The sequence below is a fragment of the Sulfitobacter sp. AS59 genome (assembly GCF_038899995.1).
Classification (GTDB): Bacteria; Pseudomonadota; Alphaproteobacteria; order Rhodobacterales; family Rhodobacteraceae; genus Sulfitobacter.
Genome location: NZ_JBBMQK010000001.1, coordinates 104,276 through 120,861 on the forward strand (window position 1 = coordinate 104,276; position 16,586 = coordinate 120,861).

Here is a 16,586-nt window from a genome sequence, read left to right on the forward strand (position 1 = left end):
ATCTATGCAAACCATGACCCGCCGCGCCGCCCTGTTCGGGGCGCTGTCCACCCTAAGCGGCTGTGCTGCAATATCGTCGATCAACAGCGCAGCCGCACCGCTAGACACCTATGACCTGCGCCCTGCCGCCGGATCAACAAGCGGTGGCCGCAGATCACGCACCTTATTGGTGGCCAAGCCGCAAGCATCGGCGGCGCTGGCCACGGACCGGATTATGATCAAGCCCGACGCGGTGTCGGTCACCTATCTGCCCGACGCCCGTTGGGTCGATGAAGTACCGGCTGTTGTGCAATCCTTGTTGATCCGCAGCATATCTGAAACGGGCCGTGTCGCATATGTCGGGCGCAGCGACGCGGGGCCGATCCCTGACAAAGCATTGCTGGTGCGTATCGACGCTTTCGAGGTTAACGCATTGGAAAACGGTGCGTTTAGCGTCACCGTTGACCTTGATCTGACGTTGATCAATGACAGCAACCAGCGTGTTGTCGCATCGCGCCGGTTCTCGCAGACGGATTTGGTTGCCTCTGACGAGGTCACTGAAATTGTGGCCGCATTTCAGAACGTGCTGAACGATCTTTTGCCAGCGATGTCGGATTGGGCAATCGCAAGGACTTGAACGGACAGCTGTTGGGGTCTGCGCAGGGTAGGGGTGCCGCCCACCTACGCGCGTGGTTGATATGGATCAATGTTGTACAGAAATTCGCCGTCTAGATTGAACTCAAATCCAGCATTGCGCAGAAGGACAAGTTCATGACCGCGACCAAAGACGCAGACCACCACACCACCGTCATCAAAATTCCCGAGGCCGTCGGCGTTTTCGACAGTTTTGAAGACCTGCAAAAGGCCTTCTATGATCTGCGAATGGTTGGGTTCAGCCGATATGACATCAGCCTGCTTGGCGCAGAGGATACGCTGAAGGAAAAGCTGGGCACGGCCTATTGGCGCTCGCCCGAGCTGGAAGACGACCCCGACGCGCCCCGCGCGGCATTCGTATCCGAGGAAGCGATTGGCGAGCTTGAAGGCGGCATCGCAGGCGGGTTTTTCTTTCTAGGTTCATATGTCGCCATGGCGGCGATGCTGACCGCGGCCAGCACACTGGCGGCATCCATCGCTGCAATCGCCATTGGTGGCGTCCCTGCGGCGGTCATTGGCGCGCTGCTGGCCCGGCGCGTGGGACAGCACCACAAAGACTATTACGCGAAACAGATCGAACACGGCGGTATCCTGCTGTGGGTGCGGGTGAAAGACAAAGAGCACGAGGATCTGGCCACCAAGATCATGAAAGAACATTCCGGACGGGATGTTCATGTCCACGGGTGGAGCGAGTAAACTTCCGGCGGAAACCGCTCCGATCTTAGGTGTGCTACGCTATCTCGCACGTCATCTAAGCCAGTCTCAGTTGCGTCTGTACCATAGCGGCATTCGCGCTATGCTGGGGCAGGGATTTGGGGACCGTCCGGGAAAATGCGTTTAGAAAAGCCTTCGTGGGTCGATAAACTGGTGGCGGAGGAGACGGCACGCCAAGAATTGACGGCAGTTTTAAATGCCAAGGGTGATGTGCAGCATTTCACCCTTGGGGATGCCCTGAAATGCAGCCAGAAAAGCTGGGTTTTTCGGGCCAAGATTAACGGCGAAGATGCGGTTATAAAACGCTTCTTTGACGGTGACGCGCCACAAACGATCCGCCGGCTTAAAGACGAGCTGGATTTTCTTGAGCGGTCATTTGACGACATCCGATATCAGGCCAACCGGTGCCTTTACGCTTGGCCGCAGGACGGCATTGCAGCGCTCAGCTTTGCCCCTGGCAACCGATTAGGTGACCAGATCGCGCAGGCGTCTGGCGAAGAGCGGCGACAGTTGGTGAAGCAAAGCGCCGAGTGGCTCCGCCGCTATTGTTCGTTCCGACAAAGAGACAGTCGTTTCGGACCCGCATTCTGGGTGAAAAAGGTGACGTCGGTTAAGACGGATCGCATTGCGTCACCGCAGGATCGACTGCTTTTGGACCGTTTGCTGGCATCCATTCGGGGCCAGGTTGAAGGGGTCAGGGGGGTGCCGGTTGTTCAGGCAGCCACCCATGGCGATTTCGTCGGCATAAACGCGCATTATCATCAGGGAACGATCTACGGCGTTGATATCCAAGGGGAAAGCTGGCTGGCCGTGGCCAAGGACGTGGCGCGGTTTCTGGTCTGGTTGCAAATTCATGCGCCGAGCCCCGTGGGCGGGCATCGGTATGGCATATCATTGGAGTTTATCGATCCATTTCTGGAAAGCGGTGTTTTGAACGTGAATGAATATGAAACGACGCTGCCGTTCCTTATTGGCGAACAGCTATATGGCCGCTTTGTCGAAGGGTACGAGCACGAAGATCTCCGCGACAAGACGCGCGCCGCGATTGAGATGTATTTGGAGCGGTAAGGGCGCTGTATTCTGAACATTCGTTATGTCGACGATGGATTAGATTGACAACTGGTATGACCAGATACTAGTCATGAGAAATGTCTAGAGAAATCAACACCCCCAGCCGCGAAGGCATGCGCTTATCTGCTGATAAACTGCTTGTGGCATGGTATGCGGACGACTTCACTGGTGCCGCTGCTACGATGGAGGTGTTGAACTTTGCCGGTATCAAAACGGCGCTGTTTTTAGAGGTGCCGACGGCCCAGCAGCTTGACCAATTTCCGGGTCTTCAGGGGTTTGGTGTGGCGTCAACGGCGCGGGCGCAAACACCGGATTGGATGGATCGGCATCTGCCTCTGGCCTTTGACCGGATCAAGGCGTTAGAGCCCGAGATTGTTCACTACAAAGTCTGTTCAACACTGGATTCCGCGCCGCATATCGGATCGATTGGTAAAGCCATTGAGCTGGGCGCGGATTGTTTCGACAGCCGATCAATCCCCGTTCTTGTCGCGGCCCCCAAAATGCGCAGGTATCAGTGTTTCGGGCAGCTTTTCGCGGGGATGGGCGATCAGACGTTTCGTCTGGATCAGCACCCGGTCATGGCGCGCCATCCCGTGACGCCGATGCAGGAACCGGATGTCGCCGCACATATCCTCAAGCAGTCGGATCGCCTGAACGCAGAGCTGATACCGTTCAATGAGATGACTGCGTCATTGACTTATGTGCCCCAAACGCGAGGGCAGGCTGACAGGTTAACGCTTGTTTCGATCGACGGTGTGAATGACGACACGGATGCTGTTGCGGGGCGGATAATCTGGGAAAACCGCCGCGCGATGCCGTTTGTCGTTGGGTCCCAAGGGATCGAATATGCGCTGGTCGAGCACTGGCAGCGGACGGGAGCACTTGAACCGATTTCACCGCCGTCGGGTATCGGGAAAGCCAGTGCAATGATGTGCGTGTCAGGCTCGGTCTCGCCCATCACGGCCAGCCAGATTGAATGGTCCAAACACAACGGGTTTGAATGCATCGCCCTTGATGCGACGCAGCTGTGTCACGATGAGGCTGCAACCCACCGCGAGATCGCGCGTATTGTTCAGGCGTCCAAACAGGCGCTTACCCACGGGCGTGATCCGCTGGTCTATTCTGCGGCGGGGCCGGATGACCCGATGGTGGAGCGGCTGATCGAAGCCGTGTCAAAATCGCCTTTGAGTATGAGCGACGTTAACCAGAAAATAGGCGAAACACTGGGCCGTATCCTCAAGCAGGTCTTAGCAGATTGCGGTGTCCGCCGCGCTGTTGTTTCTGGGGGCGATACGTCGGGCAGTGTCACGCAGCAGCTTGGTATCTTTGCGCTGACAGCACTGGCCCCGACCATTCCGGGGGCATCAATTTGCCGGGTGCATTCAACCAATGCATTCGACGGGTTAGAGCTGGCCTTGAAAGGCGGGCAAATGGGATCGGAAGACTATTTCGGATGGGTCCGTGATGGCGGGGGGCCGCGGCAGTGAACAACCAAGGGCCGAGGATATGATGAACAGCGAGTGGATCCACGTCACCTACCGGCTTGAAACTTCGGGCGATGTTGGTGCTCTGGCCGAGAAAATCGCGTCTGATCAATCCACTGGCACCTTTACGGAGCTTCCGGGAGAGACCGAAGCCGTGCGTAAACGATGTGCTGCGCGGGTTGTGAAATTGACCCCGCTGGAGCCTGCCGAACAACCGTCCCTGCCAGATGCACAGGGGCAGGGGCCCTACAACCGCGCGGATGCGGTGATCGCCTATCCGCTTGAAGCAGTTTCAACGGATATCGCCGCGCTGATGACGATTACCATTGGCGGTGTCTTTGCCGTGCGGGGGGTAAGCGGCGTTCGGGTGATGGACATTGACCTGCCGCAAGCGTGGGATTGTCATCCCGGACCGCAGTTCGGCATTGCCGGGTCCCGTCGTCTGACAGGGGTCGAAAAAGGGCCGATTATCGCGTCGATTATCAAGCCGTCGCTGGGGTTGCTGCCGGCCGAGACTGCGCAGGTGGTGCAATTGCTGTGCGACGCGGGGGTCGATTTTATCAAAGACGATGAAAAGCTGATGAACCCCGGCTATTCCTCTGTCGCGGATCGCGTAAAAGCGATTATGCCGGTCATCAAAAACCATGAGCAAAAGACCGGTAAGAAGGTCATGTATGCCTTTGGAATCTCGTCTGCTGACCCTGATACAATGATGCGAAATCATGATCTGGTGCTTGAGGCCGGTGGCAACGCGGCGGTGATCAACATCAACTCAATCGGCTATGGCGGCATGTCATTTTTGCGCAAGAGATCGCAGCTTTGTCTGCACGCGCATCGCAACGGCTGGGATATTCTGACCCGTCATCCCGGCTTGGGGATGGAGTTTCGGGCCTATCAGAAAATCTGGCGCTTGCTGGGGGTTGATCAGTTTCAAATCAATGGCATAGGTGCCAAATATTGGGAGCCGGACGAGAGTTTCGTGAAGTCCTTTGAAGACGTCACAACCCCGATTTTCCGCGAGGAGGATTGTGCGCTGCCGGTTGTGTGTTCGGGCCAATGGGGCGGGCAGGCGGTTGAGACCTACCGGCGCACCGGGCGGAGCCTTGATCTGATGTATCTGGGCGGCGGCGGCATCCATGGGCACCCCATGGGCGCGGCGGCGGGCGTTAAAGCGATCAAACAGGCCTGGCAAGCCGCCGAGCAAGACGTCGCGCTTGATGCCTATGCGAAAGACCACCCCGAACTTGCCGCAGCACTTGCCAAATGGGGCTGATCGGTCGGGCGGGTTTGTCCTGCTAGACGCCCTGAGCGACCATTGTCGTGCGGGACGTGACCGAGTGCCTTCAGATTCCTTGCATTGATCATGAAAGCATAATAATTATGTGGTCATACCAGTTGAATCAGTCTGCTGGGACCGGAGAGCACATAAATGAAATGGGTTGGCACCAGTTGGAAGATGAACAAGACGCTGCCCGAGGCAGTGGCTTTCGCTTCAAAGCTGGGTCAGGCTGACGCAGATGCTGACCCTGACATCCAGCGCTTTGTCATCCCGCCGTTTACTGTGCTGCGAGAGGTCAAGCACGTCTTGGCGGGGACATCGGTCAAGGTCGGCGCGCAAAATATGCATTGGGCGGATAAAGGCGCGTGGACCGGTGAAATCTCACCCCCGATGTTGCGGGATTGCGGGGCGGATATGGTCGAACTGGGCCATTCAGAGCGCCGCACATTCTTTGGCGAAACCGATGAATTCGTGGGTCGCAAGACTGCTGCTGCGGTAAAAAATAACCTTATCCCATTGATTTGTATCGGGGAAACGCTGGACCAGCGCAATGCGGGGGAGGGGCCTGAGGTCCTTGAACATCAGGTCCGTGCTGCATTGGGCCTTATCCCCGAAGCCAAGAAGAATGCGACCATCCTTTTTGCCTATGAACCGGTCTGGGCAATCGGAGAAAACGGAATTCCCGCCAGTGCGGCATATGCGAACGACCGCCATGCCGAGATTATCGCCGTCGCCGAAAGCGTATTGGGCCGCAGGATCCCGTGTTTATACGGCGGGTCGGTGAACCCGGATAACTGCGCCGAACTGCTGAAATGCCCCGATATCGACGGGTTGTTCATCGGCCGTTCCGCTTGGGATGTCGATGGATACCTGGACATTCTGCAACGCTGCGCTGCTGCGCAACATAGTTAGGAGAGACGTCATGAAAATTGCAGTCGCGGGTGACAGCGCTGGTGAACCACTGGCCATTGCCTTGGCGGAATACCTGTCAGACCGTTTCGAGGTGTCCGAGATTTCGCGTACCGAGAACGGGCCAGATGACTATTATGCGAACCTGGCGGCGCGGGTTGCGTCGCAGGTGGTCAATGGAACCTATGACCGGGCAATCCTGTGCTGTGGGACCGGCATCGGCGTTTGTATCGCCGCCAACAAGGTGCCGGGCATCCGCGCGGCCTTGGTCAGCGACAGTTATTCCGCCGCGAAAGCCGCAACGTCGAATAACGCACAGATCATAACGCTGGGCGCACGCACGGTCGCCGTTGAATTGGCCAAGACAATCGTCGATGCGTATCTTGAGAAAGAGTTCGATCCCGCAGGGGCATCGGCGCAGAATGTCGAAGCGATCAACGCGCTTGGCGCGCAATACACAGCTGGTTGAAACATGAGTCAGGGCGCGGCTTTAGGATGTATCAGCAATACGTATAATTGGTATTATGTAATATATTGACGCGCTATGATCGCGCTAGTGACGTGATGTTATACATCTACATCGAGTGTGAACCGCCTGATATTGTTTGTAAAACCGATCTAGGCTTCAGTCTTTCACGCTGGAACGGATCGACACAATCACCCGCGGCTAACACCACGCCCCGTCTTTACCTATCTTGATCTGCTGTCCATAGTTCACAGCAACAGCGCCAATCCAATCTTCCACCTGTATTGGTGCGTTTACGGACATATGGCAGTCGCCTTGAAAGGACTTGAAATGGCCAAGTTGAAAATGTCGTCGGCGCAGATGGTACAGGCTGCGCGTGCCCGGATTAAAGAGATCGAAACCCCCGATCTGATCGCCATGTTAGAGGATCCTGACGTTGTGATTGTTGATTTGCGCGACATCCGCGAACGCCAGCGCAGCGGTTATATTCCCGGCAGTTTTCATGCGCCGCGCGGTATGATCGAATTTTGGATTGACCCCGACAGCCCCTATTTCAAACCGATCTTCGGCGAGGATAAGACTTTTGTGTTTCACTGCGCGTCAGGCTGGCGGTCGGCCATCACCACGGCGACTTTGCAAGACATGGGGTTTGAGGCTGCGCATCTGAAAGAAGGGTTTTCAACTTGGAAGGATCACAGCGGGCCTGTCGAATTCCCTGAAAAGAAAAACTAAACAGGCATTGGCGGCTGTGCTAGACCAGCGGGACCACGACAAAAGGCACGGTATATGACATCTATTTTAATCCTGAACGGACCGAATTTGAACCTTTTAGGCACGCGCCAGCCCGAGGTTTACGGGGCAACGACCTTGGCGGATGTCGAAGCGCTGTGCCGCAGCCATGCTGATACACTGGGCCTGAAGATCGGGTTTGAGCAGTCAAACCACGAGGGTGCGATGATCGATCACATCCATGCGGCCAAGGGCATACATGCGGGGATTATCCTGAACGCGGGTGCCTATACCCATACGTCGATTGCACTGATGGATGCGATTTCATCGGTCGAACTGCCTGTGGTTGAGGTGCACCTGAGCAACATTCACGCCAGAGAAGCATACCGGCACAAATCCTATATCGCACCTGTTGCGGTGGGTCAGATTTGCGGCTTTGGCGCGCAGGGCTATGTGCTGGCGCTCGATGCCATCAAGGCGCATTTAGGCAGCTAAGACACTAATTTAAAATGAAAAAGGCGGAAGCGCATCTGCGCCCCCGCCCCTAAATCTTGCTATTTGGTCGCTTAGCCTTTGGCGGCTTTTGCAACTTCAGCAGCAAAGTCTTCTTTGACGACTTCGATGCCTTCGCCAACTTCCAAACGTACGAAACCGGTGATGGTTGCGCCGGCTTCTTTTGCGGCGGCACCCACGGTCAGGTCTGGGTTCACAACAAACGCTTGGTTCAGCAATGTCACTTCGGACATGTACTTTTGCATGCGGCCAACGATCATTTTCTCGATCACGGCGTCAGGCTTGCCGGATTCGCGTGCGATATCCATTTGAACCTGCTTTTCCTTCTCGACCACGGCTGGGTCAAGATCGGCTTCGGACAGGGCCGCCGGGTTGATCGCTGCGATGTGCATTGCGATCTGTTTGCCAAGCGCTTCGTCGCCGCCGGTCATTGCAACCAGAACGCCGATTTTGCCCATGCCAGGTGCCGCTGCGTTGTGCACATAGGATACAACGATATCGCCATCCAGGGACTGCATGCGGCGTACCGACATGTTTTCACCGATTGTCGCGATGGCGTCTGTGATAACGGTCGAAACGGGCTTGCCGCCCATGTCGGCTGCGTTCAGCGCGTCGATGTCGGACACGTTTACAGCGACGTCGGCAATGCCGGAAACCATTTTCTGGAAGTCGGCGTTCTTGCCAACAAAATCGGTCTCGGAGTTTACTTCGACTGCAACACCGTGGCCGCCTTCGACTTTAACTGCGACCAGACCTTCTGCGGCGGTACGACCGGATTTTTTGGCGGCTTTGGCCAGACCTTTGGTGCGCAGCCAGTCAACGGCGGCTTCCATGTCACCGTCGTTTTCCGTCAGCGCCTTTTTGGCGTCCATCATGCCGGCACCGGTGGTGTCGCGCAGTTCTTTGACCATGGATGCTGTGATTGCCATCGCTTTGGTTCTCCTTGAATTGGGATGATATGAGGGGCAGGTTTAGCCTGCACTCATGTCTCAAAAATGTAACGGTTTGACGACAGGCAGGGGGATGTCCCCTGCCCGCCTTTTAGCTTTGCCGCTTAGGACTTTGCCGCTTCGACAGTTTCCTGCTTGGATTCGATATCCAAAGGTGCGTCGGCGCTCATTGCGTCGTTGGAAACAGTTTCGGTGGATGCTGCGCCAACTTCAACGCCGCCACCGATCAATGCTTCTTCCTCGGGTGCTTCTTCCATTGCACCAAGGTCAACACCGGCTGCACCAAGCTGAGCGGACATGCCGTCAAGTGCTGCACGTGCTGCAAGGTCGCAATACAGACCGATGGCGCGTGCCGCGTCGTCGTTGCCTGGGATGATATAGTCGATGCCATCTGGCGAGCAGTTGGTGTCAACAACGGCGATCACGGGGATCCCCAGTTTGTTGGCTTCGGCGACTGCCAGTGCTTCTTTTTTCACGTCGATGACAAAGATCAGGTCAGGACGGCCGCCCATTTCGCGGATACCACCAAGGGATGCTTCCAGTTTGAACTGGTCACGCTCCATGCCAAGACGCTCTTTCTTGGTCAGGCCGGTAAAGCCGTTTTCGGATTGCTCGTCGATGGATTTCAGACGCTGGATCGACTTGGAAACAGTCTGCCAGTTGGTCAATGTGCCACCCAACCAACGGTGGTTCATGTAATACTGTGCGCATTTTTCTGCAGCATCGGCGATAGGCTGTGCGGCCTGACGCTTGGTACCAACGAAAAGAATGCTGCCGCCTTTGGCGACGGTGTCACGGATGACTTGCAGGGCCTGGTCCAGCATTGGAACAGTCTGTGTCAAATCCATGATGTGGATGCCGTTACGCGCGCCATAGATGTATGGACCCATACGTGGGTTCCAACGCTGCGTTTGGTGGCCGAAGTGTACGCCTGCTTCAAGCAGTTGGCGCATGGAGAACTCTGGAAGAGCCATGTCTTTATACCTTTCCGGTTTTGCCTCGTCGGGGGTCTCGATCCCGTGTTGGGACCAACCGGCGGACATTCAAGGATTTCTCCCTCAAGTGCCCAACCCCGACTGCGGGTTTAAGTAGCGCGCGTATAGGACGGATTTTCAGGATGTACAAGGGGTGTTTCTGGCCTACCCACGGTCAATAACCGGTCATCCTGTCGAAAAAAGGGAAATCGATAAAAACCCTCTCGCAGAAGTTGATGCGCGATAATGTTTGCTGTTATGGGGTCATTATTGCGCCACGTCACCGCCTGATTTTGCCATCCATATTGCTAAGGGAGCTTATTTCTTTTGGACGATCCCATCCCGCTATCTTTTCGCGAGACCGCTGCATCCAAAACGGAGCCGATGATCGAGGCGTTCGCCCGTGATGTTCAAAATATCCTTGGAGAGCAAGGGTATTTGATCAATGATCGACTGCAAATGCTGCTGGTTGCGGCACGCGATGCCCTGCGCATGGAAGATGTCTGCATTACACAAATCAAGAAAAAGCGGGTGCGCATTCTGTGCGCCACGCCGTCGGATATTTGGCCACAATCTGTGCCGCTCAAGGAAATTGACCTTTATGCGACGGGGCAGATGATCCGGCAAAGAACGCTGATCGCGGCCGAGGCTGACAAAGCGACGCCGATTACAAAAGCGGTAGACCTGAGCGGCCGCACCCCCGCGCGCTATATCGGCGTGCCGATTTTGTTTGATGGCACGGTTTGGGGCACGGTCGAAATGTCGGGCAGTGCGCAGCCCGACGGTTTCAAGCCGGACGAAATCACAGCAGCCGTCTTTCTGGCGGCCGTTCTGTCGGTGCCGCTGGCCCTGTTGTCTTAGACGTTGCTGCCCAACAGATCGGTCTGATGCCCCTCGCGGACGATGCGTTCGCAGGTCAGGGCAAGCGTTTTGCGATCCGCAAAGTCAGACACCTTGAGCGGCGGATGATAGCGCGTGATCACCATGCCGTGGTCCTTGGCGGCAAGGGTCGCCAGCAGATGCGCGCCAAAGGACATATCACCCCACCAGCCATAGAACCGGTCGTCTGATCCATCCGGCGTGCTATAGGTCACGCTGACCGGCTGTATCCAGATTACATCCCGCAGTTGCGGGGCCATGAAGGCCTGAAACAGCGTGGTCTTGAATGGCAGAACCCGCTGCCCGTCGGTGCTGGTGCCTTCGGGAAAGAACAGTAAGCGGTGATTGTGCAAAAGCCGCTGTTGAAACAATTCGGTTTGCTCGCGCGCGCGCTTTGGGTTGCGTTCAATGAAAACGGTGCCGGTGGCGCGGGCTAGCCAGCCGATACCGGGCCAGCTGGCCACCTCGGATTTGGCCACGAAATAGATACGCTGGCTGGCGTTGAGCGAAAAAATATCCAACCAGCTGGCGTGGTTTGCGACCACGGCACCGGGGTGCTGCATGGCGGTGCCGATGCGGCGGCGGCGCAACCCGATGATCCAGAACGCCGTGCGGCAGACCGCTTGGGTGATATGGGGCGATACCGGCCTGCCCTGCCCGCACAAGGGCCGCTCAATCAGCCGGATCAGCATCAAGATGATCAAGCCGATGGCGACAAGCAGCGCAAGCGCCACACCGCGCACCAAAACGCGCAGCCACCCGACCGGGCCGATGCGGTGCTCCATCAACGTCTCCGAGCCATCCCAACGGGGGTTCATTTGATTGCTCCGCTATAAATGCGCGCTTGGCGGTCGTTCAGCTTGGCTGTGTCCATGATCAGACACACATCGGTGGTGTTAAACGCGTGATCAATAAACGCGCCATCCCCGACGCAGCCGCCAAGGCGCAGATATGCTTTGATCAGGCCGGGCACCTGAACCATGGCGCTACGGCGGTCCAGCTCTTCGGCGGGTATGATGTTCATGTTCTGATAGGCATCCTGACGGGCGCGCACCCGTAATTCGGGCGGCGCAAGGTGGTTTCGATGCAGCAGCGACAACGGCTGCGCCAGCGCTGAAATATCGGTCCCGTGAAAGCTGGCAACCCCGAACAATATCTCGATCTGATGCTGCGCGACATAGGTGGCAAGGCCAGACCACAGATGATGCAGGGCCATCCCGCGGCGGTAATCCGGATGCAAACACGAGCGCCCCAATTCCAGCAACCGCCGGCCCGAGCGTTTGAGCAGGGTCAGGTCATATTCCGTCTCGGAATAGAAACCCCCTGCCCTTTCTGCCGCCTCGGCCTGCAAAAGACGATAAACGCCCACGACCCGATCGGTTTTCTTGCACGTCAGGATCAAGTGATCGACAAAGCCGTCAAACTGGTCTTGTTCAAGCTGTTGATCATGGTCAACCATGGCCCCGCTGGCCCCTAGCTCGGTCACAAATACATCATAGCGCAAGCGCTGCGCCGCGCGCAGGTCAGCCGGCGTTTGGGCCAGCTTCAGCTCAAAATCTGCGGCGGTTCCAAAGGTCAATGGGGCTTCCTTGGTCGTGGTCGATGGCGGGGATTGGACAGAGTGGTTTTCGGCGGGCTCAGATGCTGTTAACCTTTTGCTAACCTAGAACTGTCACCAAAGACAGGCGTCAAACCGACCCGGAAACTATCTATGACCATTTTGCCTTCGCTGCGAAAGTTCACTGTCACTTTGCCATCTATGTTACTTTGGACCTGTCCGACACCCCAGTTTGGATGTTCCGGGTGCCGCACCAACATGCCCGGCGTCAAAATGGCATTCAGATCATCCATGGGGTTTCCTTTACCAGGGGTGGCAACGCATGCCTAATTCAGAGATCGAGCTTGCAGCATTGGTGGGCAGCCGCATTTGTCATGATTTGATATCGCCCATTGGCGCGGTCAACAATGGGCTGGAACTGCTTTCGATGGCCGGTGACGGATCAACAGCGGAAATGGAGCTGATTGACGAGAGCGTTTGCAGTGCCAGCGCGCGGATACGGTTTTTTCGGGTGGCGTTCGGGGTGGCCGGAAACCAAACGATTGGTGTGTCTGAGGCCAAAGGTATCTTGGACGACTATCATCAAACCACCCGTTGGGATGTCATCTGGACTCTAGCCGAGGCGCAACAGCGTCCGGATATACGGATGTGTTTTCTGGCGCTGCTGTGCATGGAAACGGGCATGCCCTATGGCGGTACCGTTACCGTCAGGTCGTCAGGCTCCAAATGGGTTCTGACCGGACAAGCGGAAAAGCTTAACATCGATGCAGAACTGTGGTCGGTGTTGGCCACCGGGCAGTCCGCGATCAAGCTGCGGCCCTCGCAGGTACAATTTGGCTTGCTGCCCATCATCGCGCGCGAAGCGGGCAAGCAAGTGACCTCACAAATCCTCGAAAACGAGATTACATTGTCGTTCTAAAGCCCCGCCGTTTTGGGTGCCTTAGCTGCGAACGGTGCCATCCCCGCGCACGAGGTATTTAAAGCTGGTCAGCTGCTCAGCCCCGACAGGGCCGCGCGCGTGCATTTTACCTGTGGCAATCCCGATCTCGGCCCCCATGCCAAACTCCCCGCCATCCGCGAACTGCGTGGACGCGTTATGCATCAAAATCGCTGAATCCAAACGGGTCATGAATTTGGTCGCCACCGCATCGTCTTCGGTGATGATACAGTCCGTGTGGTTGGAGCCGAATTCACGGATATGCGCGATGGCCCCGTCGACATCGGGCACGGTTTTCGCGGCAATGATCATGTCCAGATATTCGTGACCCCAGTCGTCATCAGTGGCGGGCACAGTGCCTTCAATCTCGGACAGGGGTGCGGCGGCGCGGACTTCGACACCGGCATCGATCAACGCTTTGATCACGCCCTTGCCGATGGTACGCGCGACTTTTTCGTGGATCAGCAGACATTCAGCCGATCCGCAAATACCAGTCCGGCGGGTTTTTGCGTTCAACACGACCTTTAGAACCTTTTCGGGATCGGCAGCCTCGTCGATATAGATATGCACGATCCCTTCGAGATGGGCAAAAACCGGCACGCGTGCCTCGCGCTGGACAAGACCGACCAGCCCTTTGCCGCCGCGGGGCACGATCACGTCAATCGTATCGGTCATGGTCAACATCTCGCTAACGGCAGCACGGTCACGGGTGGGCACAAGCTGGATCGCGTCCTTGGGCAGGCCAGCGGCCTCAAGCCCTTGTTGCAAGGCGGCGTGGATGGCGCGCGAGGAATGAAAGCTTTCTGAGCCGCCGCGCAGAATGACGGCATTCCCCGCCTTAAGGCACAAGGCACCGGCGTCAGCTGTCACATTGGGGCGCGATTCATAGATCACGCCGATCACACCCAAGGGCGTGCGCACACGTTGTATATGCAGGCCCGAGGGCTGGTCCCATTCAGTCAGAACCTCGCCAACGGGGTCTTTTTGCGCCGCAATGCTGCGCAGGCTGTCGGTGATCGCTTTGATCCGGCCTTCGTCCAGCAAAAGACGGTCCATCATTGCGTCAGACAGCCCCTTGTTCCGGCCAAATTCCATGTCTTGTGCATTCGCCGCCAAGATATCAGCGCGCGCATCCCACATGGCGTCGGCGGCGTTTTCAAGGGCGGCTTGTTTTTGCTCGGCTGATGCAAAGCCAAGGGTCGCGGCGGCGGCTTTGGCACGTTGGCCAATGTCTGCCATCAACGCGGGAATGTCAGATGTCTGTGTCATGTCCAAGGTCATTATTTCAGATCACTTTTATTAAATTCGGTTACAGCACTACCTAAAGCCTTCGGCGAGGATTTTAAACCATTTGGAAGTTATGTCAGTGCGAGATCATCCCGGTGGATCAACGCTGCGCGGCCCGGGGACCCCAAAAGTTCTTCTATTTCAGTGCTTTGGTGGCCTTTTATGATCTGCGCCTCGTGAGAGGAATAACGCGTAAGCCCGTATCCAATGGTGTGCCCGTCCGGCGTCAGGATCGAAATACTGTCGCCCCGCGCAAAGGGGCCCTGAACCGACGTGACGCCAGCAGGCAGCAGGGATTTGCCCCGTGACATGGCGGCCACGGCACCGGCATCAAGGGTCACACTGCCGCGCGGTTTCATCGCTGTGATCCAAAGCTTGCGGGCGGTTTGCGGGTCGGACTGCGCGGTAAACCATGTGGCATTTGCACCGTTTTCCAGCGCAAACAACGGGCGCAGGGGCGACCCTTCGGAGATGGCCATGGCGCAGCCCGCGGCGGTCGCGGTTTTGGCCGCCATGAGTTTGGTTTTCATACCGCCCTTGGACAGACCGGAGCCTGCATCGCCGGCTTGCGCCTCAATCTCGGGCGTGATTGTGGTGACGGTTTCATAGCGGATGGCGGTGGGATCGTCATTGGGGTTTGCCGAATAGAACCCATCCACATCCGACAGCAAGATCAGCTGATCCGCCCCCACGGTCACCGCGATTTGCGCGGCAAGACGGTCGTTGTCACCAAAGCGGATTTCGTCGGTGGCGACGGTGTCGTTTTCATTGACGATTGGCACGGCACCAAGGGACAGCAGCTGTTCCAGCGTGGCACGGCTGTTCAGATAGCGGCGACGATCGGCGCTGTCTTCGAGGGTGACCAACACTTGCGCTGTGGTAATGCCGTGAGGCTCTAGCGCTTCTTCATAGGCGCGGGCAAGGCGGATCTGGCCGACGGCGGCTGCCGCTTGGGATTGCTCCAGCGCCAGCGTGGTTGCGGGCAGGCCCAGCACACCGCGACCCAACGCGATAGAGCCTGAGGAGACGAGCACGACGTCTTTGCCCTGCCCCTTGAGCCATGCCACGTCCTGGGCCAGCGAGCGTAACCAATCGGCGCGAAGCTTGCCTGTTGCCCGGTCCACCAATAGGGCCGAGCCGATTTTAACAACAATACGTTTGCCGTCGCTTAGGGAGCCCAAGGCGCTTCTTCCTCGACGGGGCGGAACCGCAGACGGTCATCGTCGATCTGTCCGCGCAAGGCACGCAGCACATCGGTTACGCCTTCGCGGGCAACGCCGGACATCATCATCACGTCGCCACCGCAGGCCTCTTCCAATTCAGCACGGGCGGCTTCGCGTTCTTCTTCATCCAAGGCGTCGATCTTGTTCAACACGGTCACGCGCGGTTTGTTGGCCAAATCGCCGCCGTATTTTTCCAACTCGGTGATGATGGTTTGGTAATCTTCGGCGATGGTGGCAGAGGTGCCATCGATCAAATGCAGCAGCACGGCGCAGCGTTCCACGTGGCCCAAGAACAGATCGCCAAGGCCGCGCCCTTCGGAGGCCCCTTCGATCAGGCCGGGGATGTCGGCGACGACGAATTCAGTGTTATCCACGCCCACAACGCCCAAATTCGGGTGCAGGGTCGTAAACGGATAGTCGGCGATTTTTGGACGCGCGTTTGAGGTTGCAGCCAGAAACGTAGATTTGCCCGCATTCGGCAGGCCCAGCAGGCCCACATCGGCGATCAGTTTCAGACGCAGCCAGATCGTGCGTTCCACGCCTTCTTGGCCGGGGTTGGCGCGACGGGGGGCTTGGTTCGTCGCGGATTTAAAGTGCAGGTTGCCCCAGCCGCCATTGCCGCCACGGGCGAGTTCAACGCGCTGGCCCAGTTCGGTCATGTCGGCCAGAACGGTTTCTTGGTCTTCGTCCAGCAATTCGGTGCCGACGGGGACGCGCAGGATGATATCATCGCCGTCTTTGCCGGTGCGCTGTTTGCCCATGCCGGGCTGGCCGTTGCGGGCGAAAAAGTGCTGCTGATAGCGGAAATCGATCAACGTGTTCAGACCGTCCACAGCTTCGGCCCAGACAGAACCGCCGCCGCCGCCGTCACCGCCATCGGGGCCACCATATTCGATGTATTTCTCGCGGCGGAACGACACACAACCGCCCCCGCCTGCGCCAGAGCGGATGTAAACTTTGCACAGGTCGAGAAACTTCAT

Annotated in this window: 19 protein-coding genes; 11 read left to right on the forward strand and 8 right to left on the reverse strand. The window is 57.3% G+C overall.

Annotation, left to right across the window (positions count from 1 at the left end; genetic code table 11):
• The first annotated feature begins 4 nt into the window (after positions 1-4).
• The 9 genes from WNY39_RS00535 (at position 5) to aroQ (ending at position 7,780) form a co-directional block, all read left to right on the forward strand.
• Positions 5-616, forward strand: a complete 612-nt coding sequence (locus tag WNY39_RS00535) for an ABC-type transport auxiliary lipoprotein family protein (RefSeq protein WP_342843193.1) — start codon at positions 5-7, stop codon at positions 614-616.
• A gap of 134 nt (positions 617-750) precedes the next feature.
• Positions 751-1,329, forward strand: coding sequence for a hypothetical protein (locus WNY39_RS00540; protein WP_342843194.1), 579 nt, complete (start codon positions 751-753; stop codon positions 1,327-1,329).
• Positions 1,330-1,464: 135 nt separating this feature from the next.
• The gene (locus WNY39_RS00545; protein WP_342843195.1) at positions 1,465-2,415 is read left to right on the forward strand and encodes a hypothetical protein; all 951 of its coding nucleotides are present in this window, start codon (positions 1,465-1,467) and stop codon (positions 2,413-2,415) included.
• An 80-nt stretch (positions 2,416-2,495) separates the two neighbouring features.
• A complete protein-coding gene (locus tag WNY39_RS00550) occupies positions 2,496-3,905 on the forward strand; it encodes a four-carbon acid sugar kinase family protein (protein WP_342843196.1) in 1,410 nt (469 codons plus the stop codon).
• A 19-nt stretch (positions 3,906-3,924) separates the two neighbouring features.
• Complete coding sequence (gene oiaX, locus WNY39_RS00555; RefSeq protein ID WP_342843197.1) at positions 3,925-5,175, forward strand: 3-oxo-isoapionate-4-phosphate decarboxylase OiaX; 1,251 nt, start codon at positions 3,925-3,927, stop codon at positions 5,173-5,175.
• Positions 5,176-5,331: 156 nt separating this feature from the next.
• Entirely contained in the window at positions 5,332-6,093 is a 762-nt protein-coding gene (locus tag WNY39_RS00560) for a triose-phosphate isomerase (RefSeq protein WP_342843199.1), read from the forward strand.
• A gap of 10 nt (positions 6,094-6,103) precedes the next feature.
• Positions 6,104-6,559 (forward strand): RpiB/LacA/LacB family sugar-phosphate isomerase, encoded by a 456-nt coding sequence (locus tag WNY39_RS00565; protein ID WP_342843201.1) that lies wholly within the window; start codon positions 6,104-6,106, stop codon positions 6,557-6,559.
• A gap of 327 nt (positions 6,560-6,886) precedes the next feature.
• Entirely contained in the window at positions 6,887-7,288 is a 402-nt protein-coding gene (locus WNY39_RS00570) for a rhodanese-like domain-containing protein (protein WP_342843203.1), read from the forward strand.
• A 54-nt stretch (positions 7,289-7,342) separates the two neighbouring features.
• Positions 7,343-7,780 (forward strand): type II 3-dehydroquinate dehydratase, encoded by a 438-nt coding sequence (gene aroQ / locus WNY39_RS00575; RefSeq protein ID WP_342843205.1) that lies wholly within the window; start codon positions 7,343-7,345, stop codon positions 7,778-7,780.
• Between the two features lie 71 nt (positions 7,781-7,851).
• Here the strand turns inward: aroQ and tsf are convergent, their stop codons facing one another.
• Complete coding sequence (gene tsf, locus WNY39_RS00580; protein ID WP_341235203.1) at positions 7,852-8,727, reverse strand: translation elongation factor Ts; 876 nt, start codon at positions 8,725-8,727, stop codon at positions 7,852-7,854.
• A 125-nt stretch (positions 8,728-8,852) separates the two neighbouring features.
• Positions 8,853-9,722 carry a 30S ribosomal protein S2 gene (gene rpsB, locus WNY39_RS00585; RefSeq protein WP_341235522.1) on the reverse strand — a complete coding sequence of 290 codons (870 nt, stop codon included), beginning with the start codon at positions 9,720-9,722 and terminating at the stop codon, positions 8,853-8,855.
• 327 nt (positions 9,723-10,049) lie between these two features.
• On the opposite strand from rpsB, the gene WNY39_RS00590 reads away from it, so the two are divergent.
• Entirely contained in the window at positions 10,050-10,583 is a 534-nt protein-coding gene (locus WNY39_RS00590; RefSeq protein WP_342843207.1) for a GAF domain-containing protein, read from the forward strand.
• Here the strand turns inward: WNY39_RS00590 and WNY39_RS00595 are convergent.
• The 3 genes from WNY39_RS00595 to WNY39_RS00605 form a co-directional block, all read right to left on the reverse strand.
• Positions 10,580-11,419, reverse strand: a complete 840-nt coding sequence (locus WNY39_RS00595) for a lysophospholipid acyltransferase family protein (protein WP_342843209.1) — start codon at positions 11,417-11,419, stop codon at positions 10,580-10,582. The genes WNY39_RS00590 and WNY39_RS00595 overlap by 4 nt on opposite strands.
• Positions 11,416-12,180, reverse strand: coding sequence for a GNAT family N-acyltransferase (locus WNY39_RS00600; RefSeq protein WP_342843211.1), 765 nt, complete (start codon positions 12,178-12,180; stop codon positions 11,416-11,418). The genes WNY39_RS00595 and WNY39_RS00600 overlap by 4 nt, the downstream gene beginning before the upstream one ends.
• 68 nt (positions 12,181-12,248) lie before the next feature.
• Entirely contained in the window at positions 12,249-12,452 is a 204-nt protein-coding gene (locus WNY39_RS00605) for a DUF3553 domain-containing protein (RefSeq protein WP_342843213.1), read from the reverse strand.
• Between the two features lie 29 nt (positions 12,453-12,481).
• Here WNY39_RS00605 and WNY39_RS00610 point away from each other — a divergent pair, with 29 nt between their 5' ends.
• Complete coding sequence (locus WNY39_RS00610) at positions 12,482-13,078, forward strand: histidine phosphotransferase family protein (RefSeq protein WP_342843215.1); 597 nt, start codon at positions 12,482-12,484, stop codon at positions 13,076-13,078.
• A gap of 21 nt (positions 13,079-13,099) precedes the next feature.
• On the opposite strand, the gene WNY39_RS00615 is transcribed toward WNY39_RS00610, so the two are convergent.
• The 3 genes from WNY39_RS00615 to obgE all read right to left on the reverse strand — a co-directional run bounded on the left by WNY39_RS00615 (position 13,100) and on the right by obgE (position 16,586).
• Positions 13,100-14,365, reverse strand: a complete 1,266-nt coding sequence (locus WNY39_RS00615; RefSeq protein WP_342843217.1) for a glutamate-5-semialdehyde dehydrogenase — start codon at positions 14,363-14,365, stop codon at positions 13,100-13,102.
• Positions 14,366-14,454: 89 nt separating this feature from the next.
• Positions 14,455-15,564, reverse strand: coding sequence for a glutamate 5-kinase (gene proB, locus WNY39_RS00620; protein ID WP_342843219.1), 1,110 nt, complete (start codon positions 15,562-15,564; stop codon positions 14,455-14,457).
• A complete protein-coding gene (obgE, locus tag WNY39_RS00625) occupies positions 15,552-16,586 on the reverse strand; it encodes a GTPase ObgE (protein WP_341235195.1) in 1,035 nt (344 codons plus the stop codon). Before obgE ends, proB begins: the two co-directional genes overlap by 13 nt.

Coding starts and splice junctions, on each gene's coding strand:
- WNY39_RS00535 (WP_342843193.1), top strand. CDS start 5: ATGCAAACCATGACCCGCCGCGCCGCCCTGTTCGGGGCGCTGTCCACC.
- WNY39_RS00540 (WP_342843194.1), top strand. CDS start 751: ATGACCGCGACCAAAGACGCAGACCACCACACCACCGTCATCAAAATT.
- WNY39_RS00545 (WP_342843195.1), top strand. CDS start 1,465: ATGCGTTTAGAAAAGCCTTCGTGGGTCGATAAACTGGTGGCGGAGGAG.
- WNY39_RS00550 (WP_342843196.1), top strand. CDS start 2,496: ATGTCTAGAGAAATCAACACCCCCAGCCGCGAAGGCATGCGCTTATCT.
- oiaX (WP_342843197.1), top strand. CDS start 3,925: ATGATGAACAGCGAGTGGATCCACGTCACCTACCGGCTTGAAACTTCG.
- WNY39_RS00560 (WP_342843199.1), top strand. CDS start 5,332: ATGAAATGGGTTGGCACCAGTTGGAAGATGAACAAGACGCTGCCCGAG.
- WNY39_RS00565 (WP_342843201.1), top strand. CDS start 6,104: ATGAAAATTGCAGTCGCGGGTGACAGCGCTGGTGAACCACTGGCCATT.
- WNY39_RS00570 (WP_342843203.1), top strand. CDS start 6,887: ATGGCCAAGTTGAAAATGTCGTCGGCGCAGATGGTACAGGCTGCGCGT.
- aroQ (WP_342843205.1), top strand. CDS start 7,343: ATGACATCTATTTTAATCCTGAACGGACCGAATTTGAACCTTTTAGGC.
- tsf (WP_341235203.1), bottom strand. CDS start 8,727: ATGGCAATCACAGCATCCATGGTCAAAGAACTGCGCGACACCACCGGT.
- rpsB (WP_341235522.1), bottom strand. CDS start 9,722: ATGGCTCTTCCAGAGTTCTCCATGCGCCAACTGCTTGAAGCAGGCGTA.
- WNY39_RS00595 (WP_342843209.1), bottom strand. CDS start 11,419: ATGAACCCCCGTTGGGATGGCTCGGAGACGTTGATGGAGCACCGCATC.
- WNY39_RS00605 (WP_342843213.1), bottom strand. CDS start 12,452: ATGGATGATCTGAATGCCATTTTGACGCCGGGCATGTTGGTGCGGCAC.
- WNY39_RS00610 (WP_342843215.1), top strand. CDS start 12,482: ATGCCTAATTCAGAGATCGAGCTTGCAGCATTGGTGGGCAGCCGCATT.
- WNY39_RS00615 (WP_342843217.1), bottom strand. CDS start 14,365: ATGACACAGACATCTGACATTCCCGCGTTGATGGCAGACATTGGCCAA.
- obgE (WP_341235195.1), bottom strand. CDS start 16,586: ATGAAGTTTCTCGACCTGTGCAAAGTTTACATCCGCTCTGGCGCAGGC.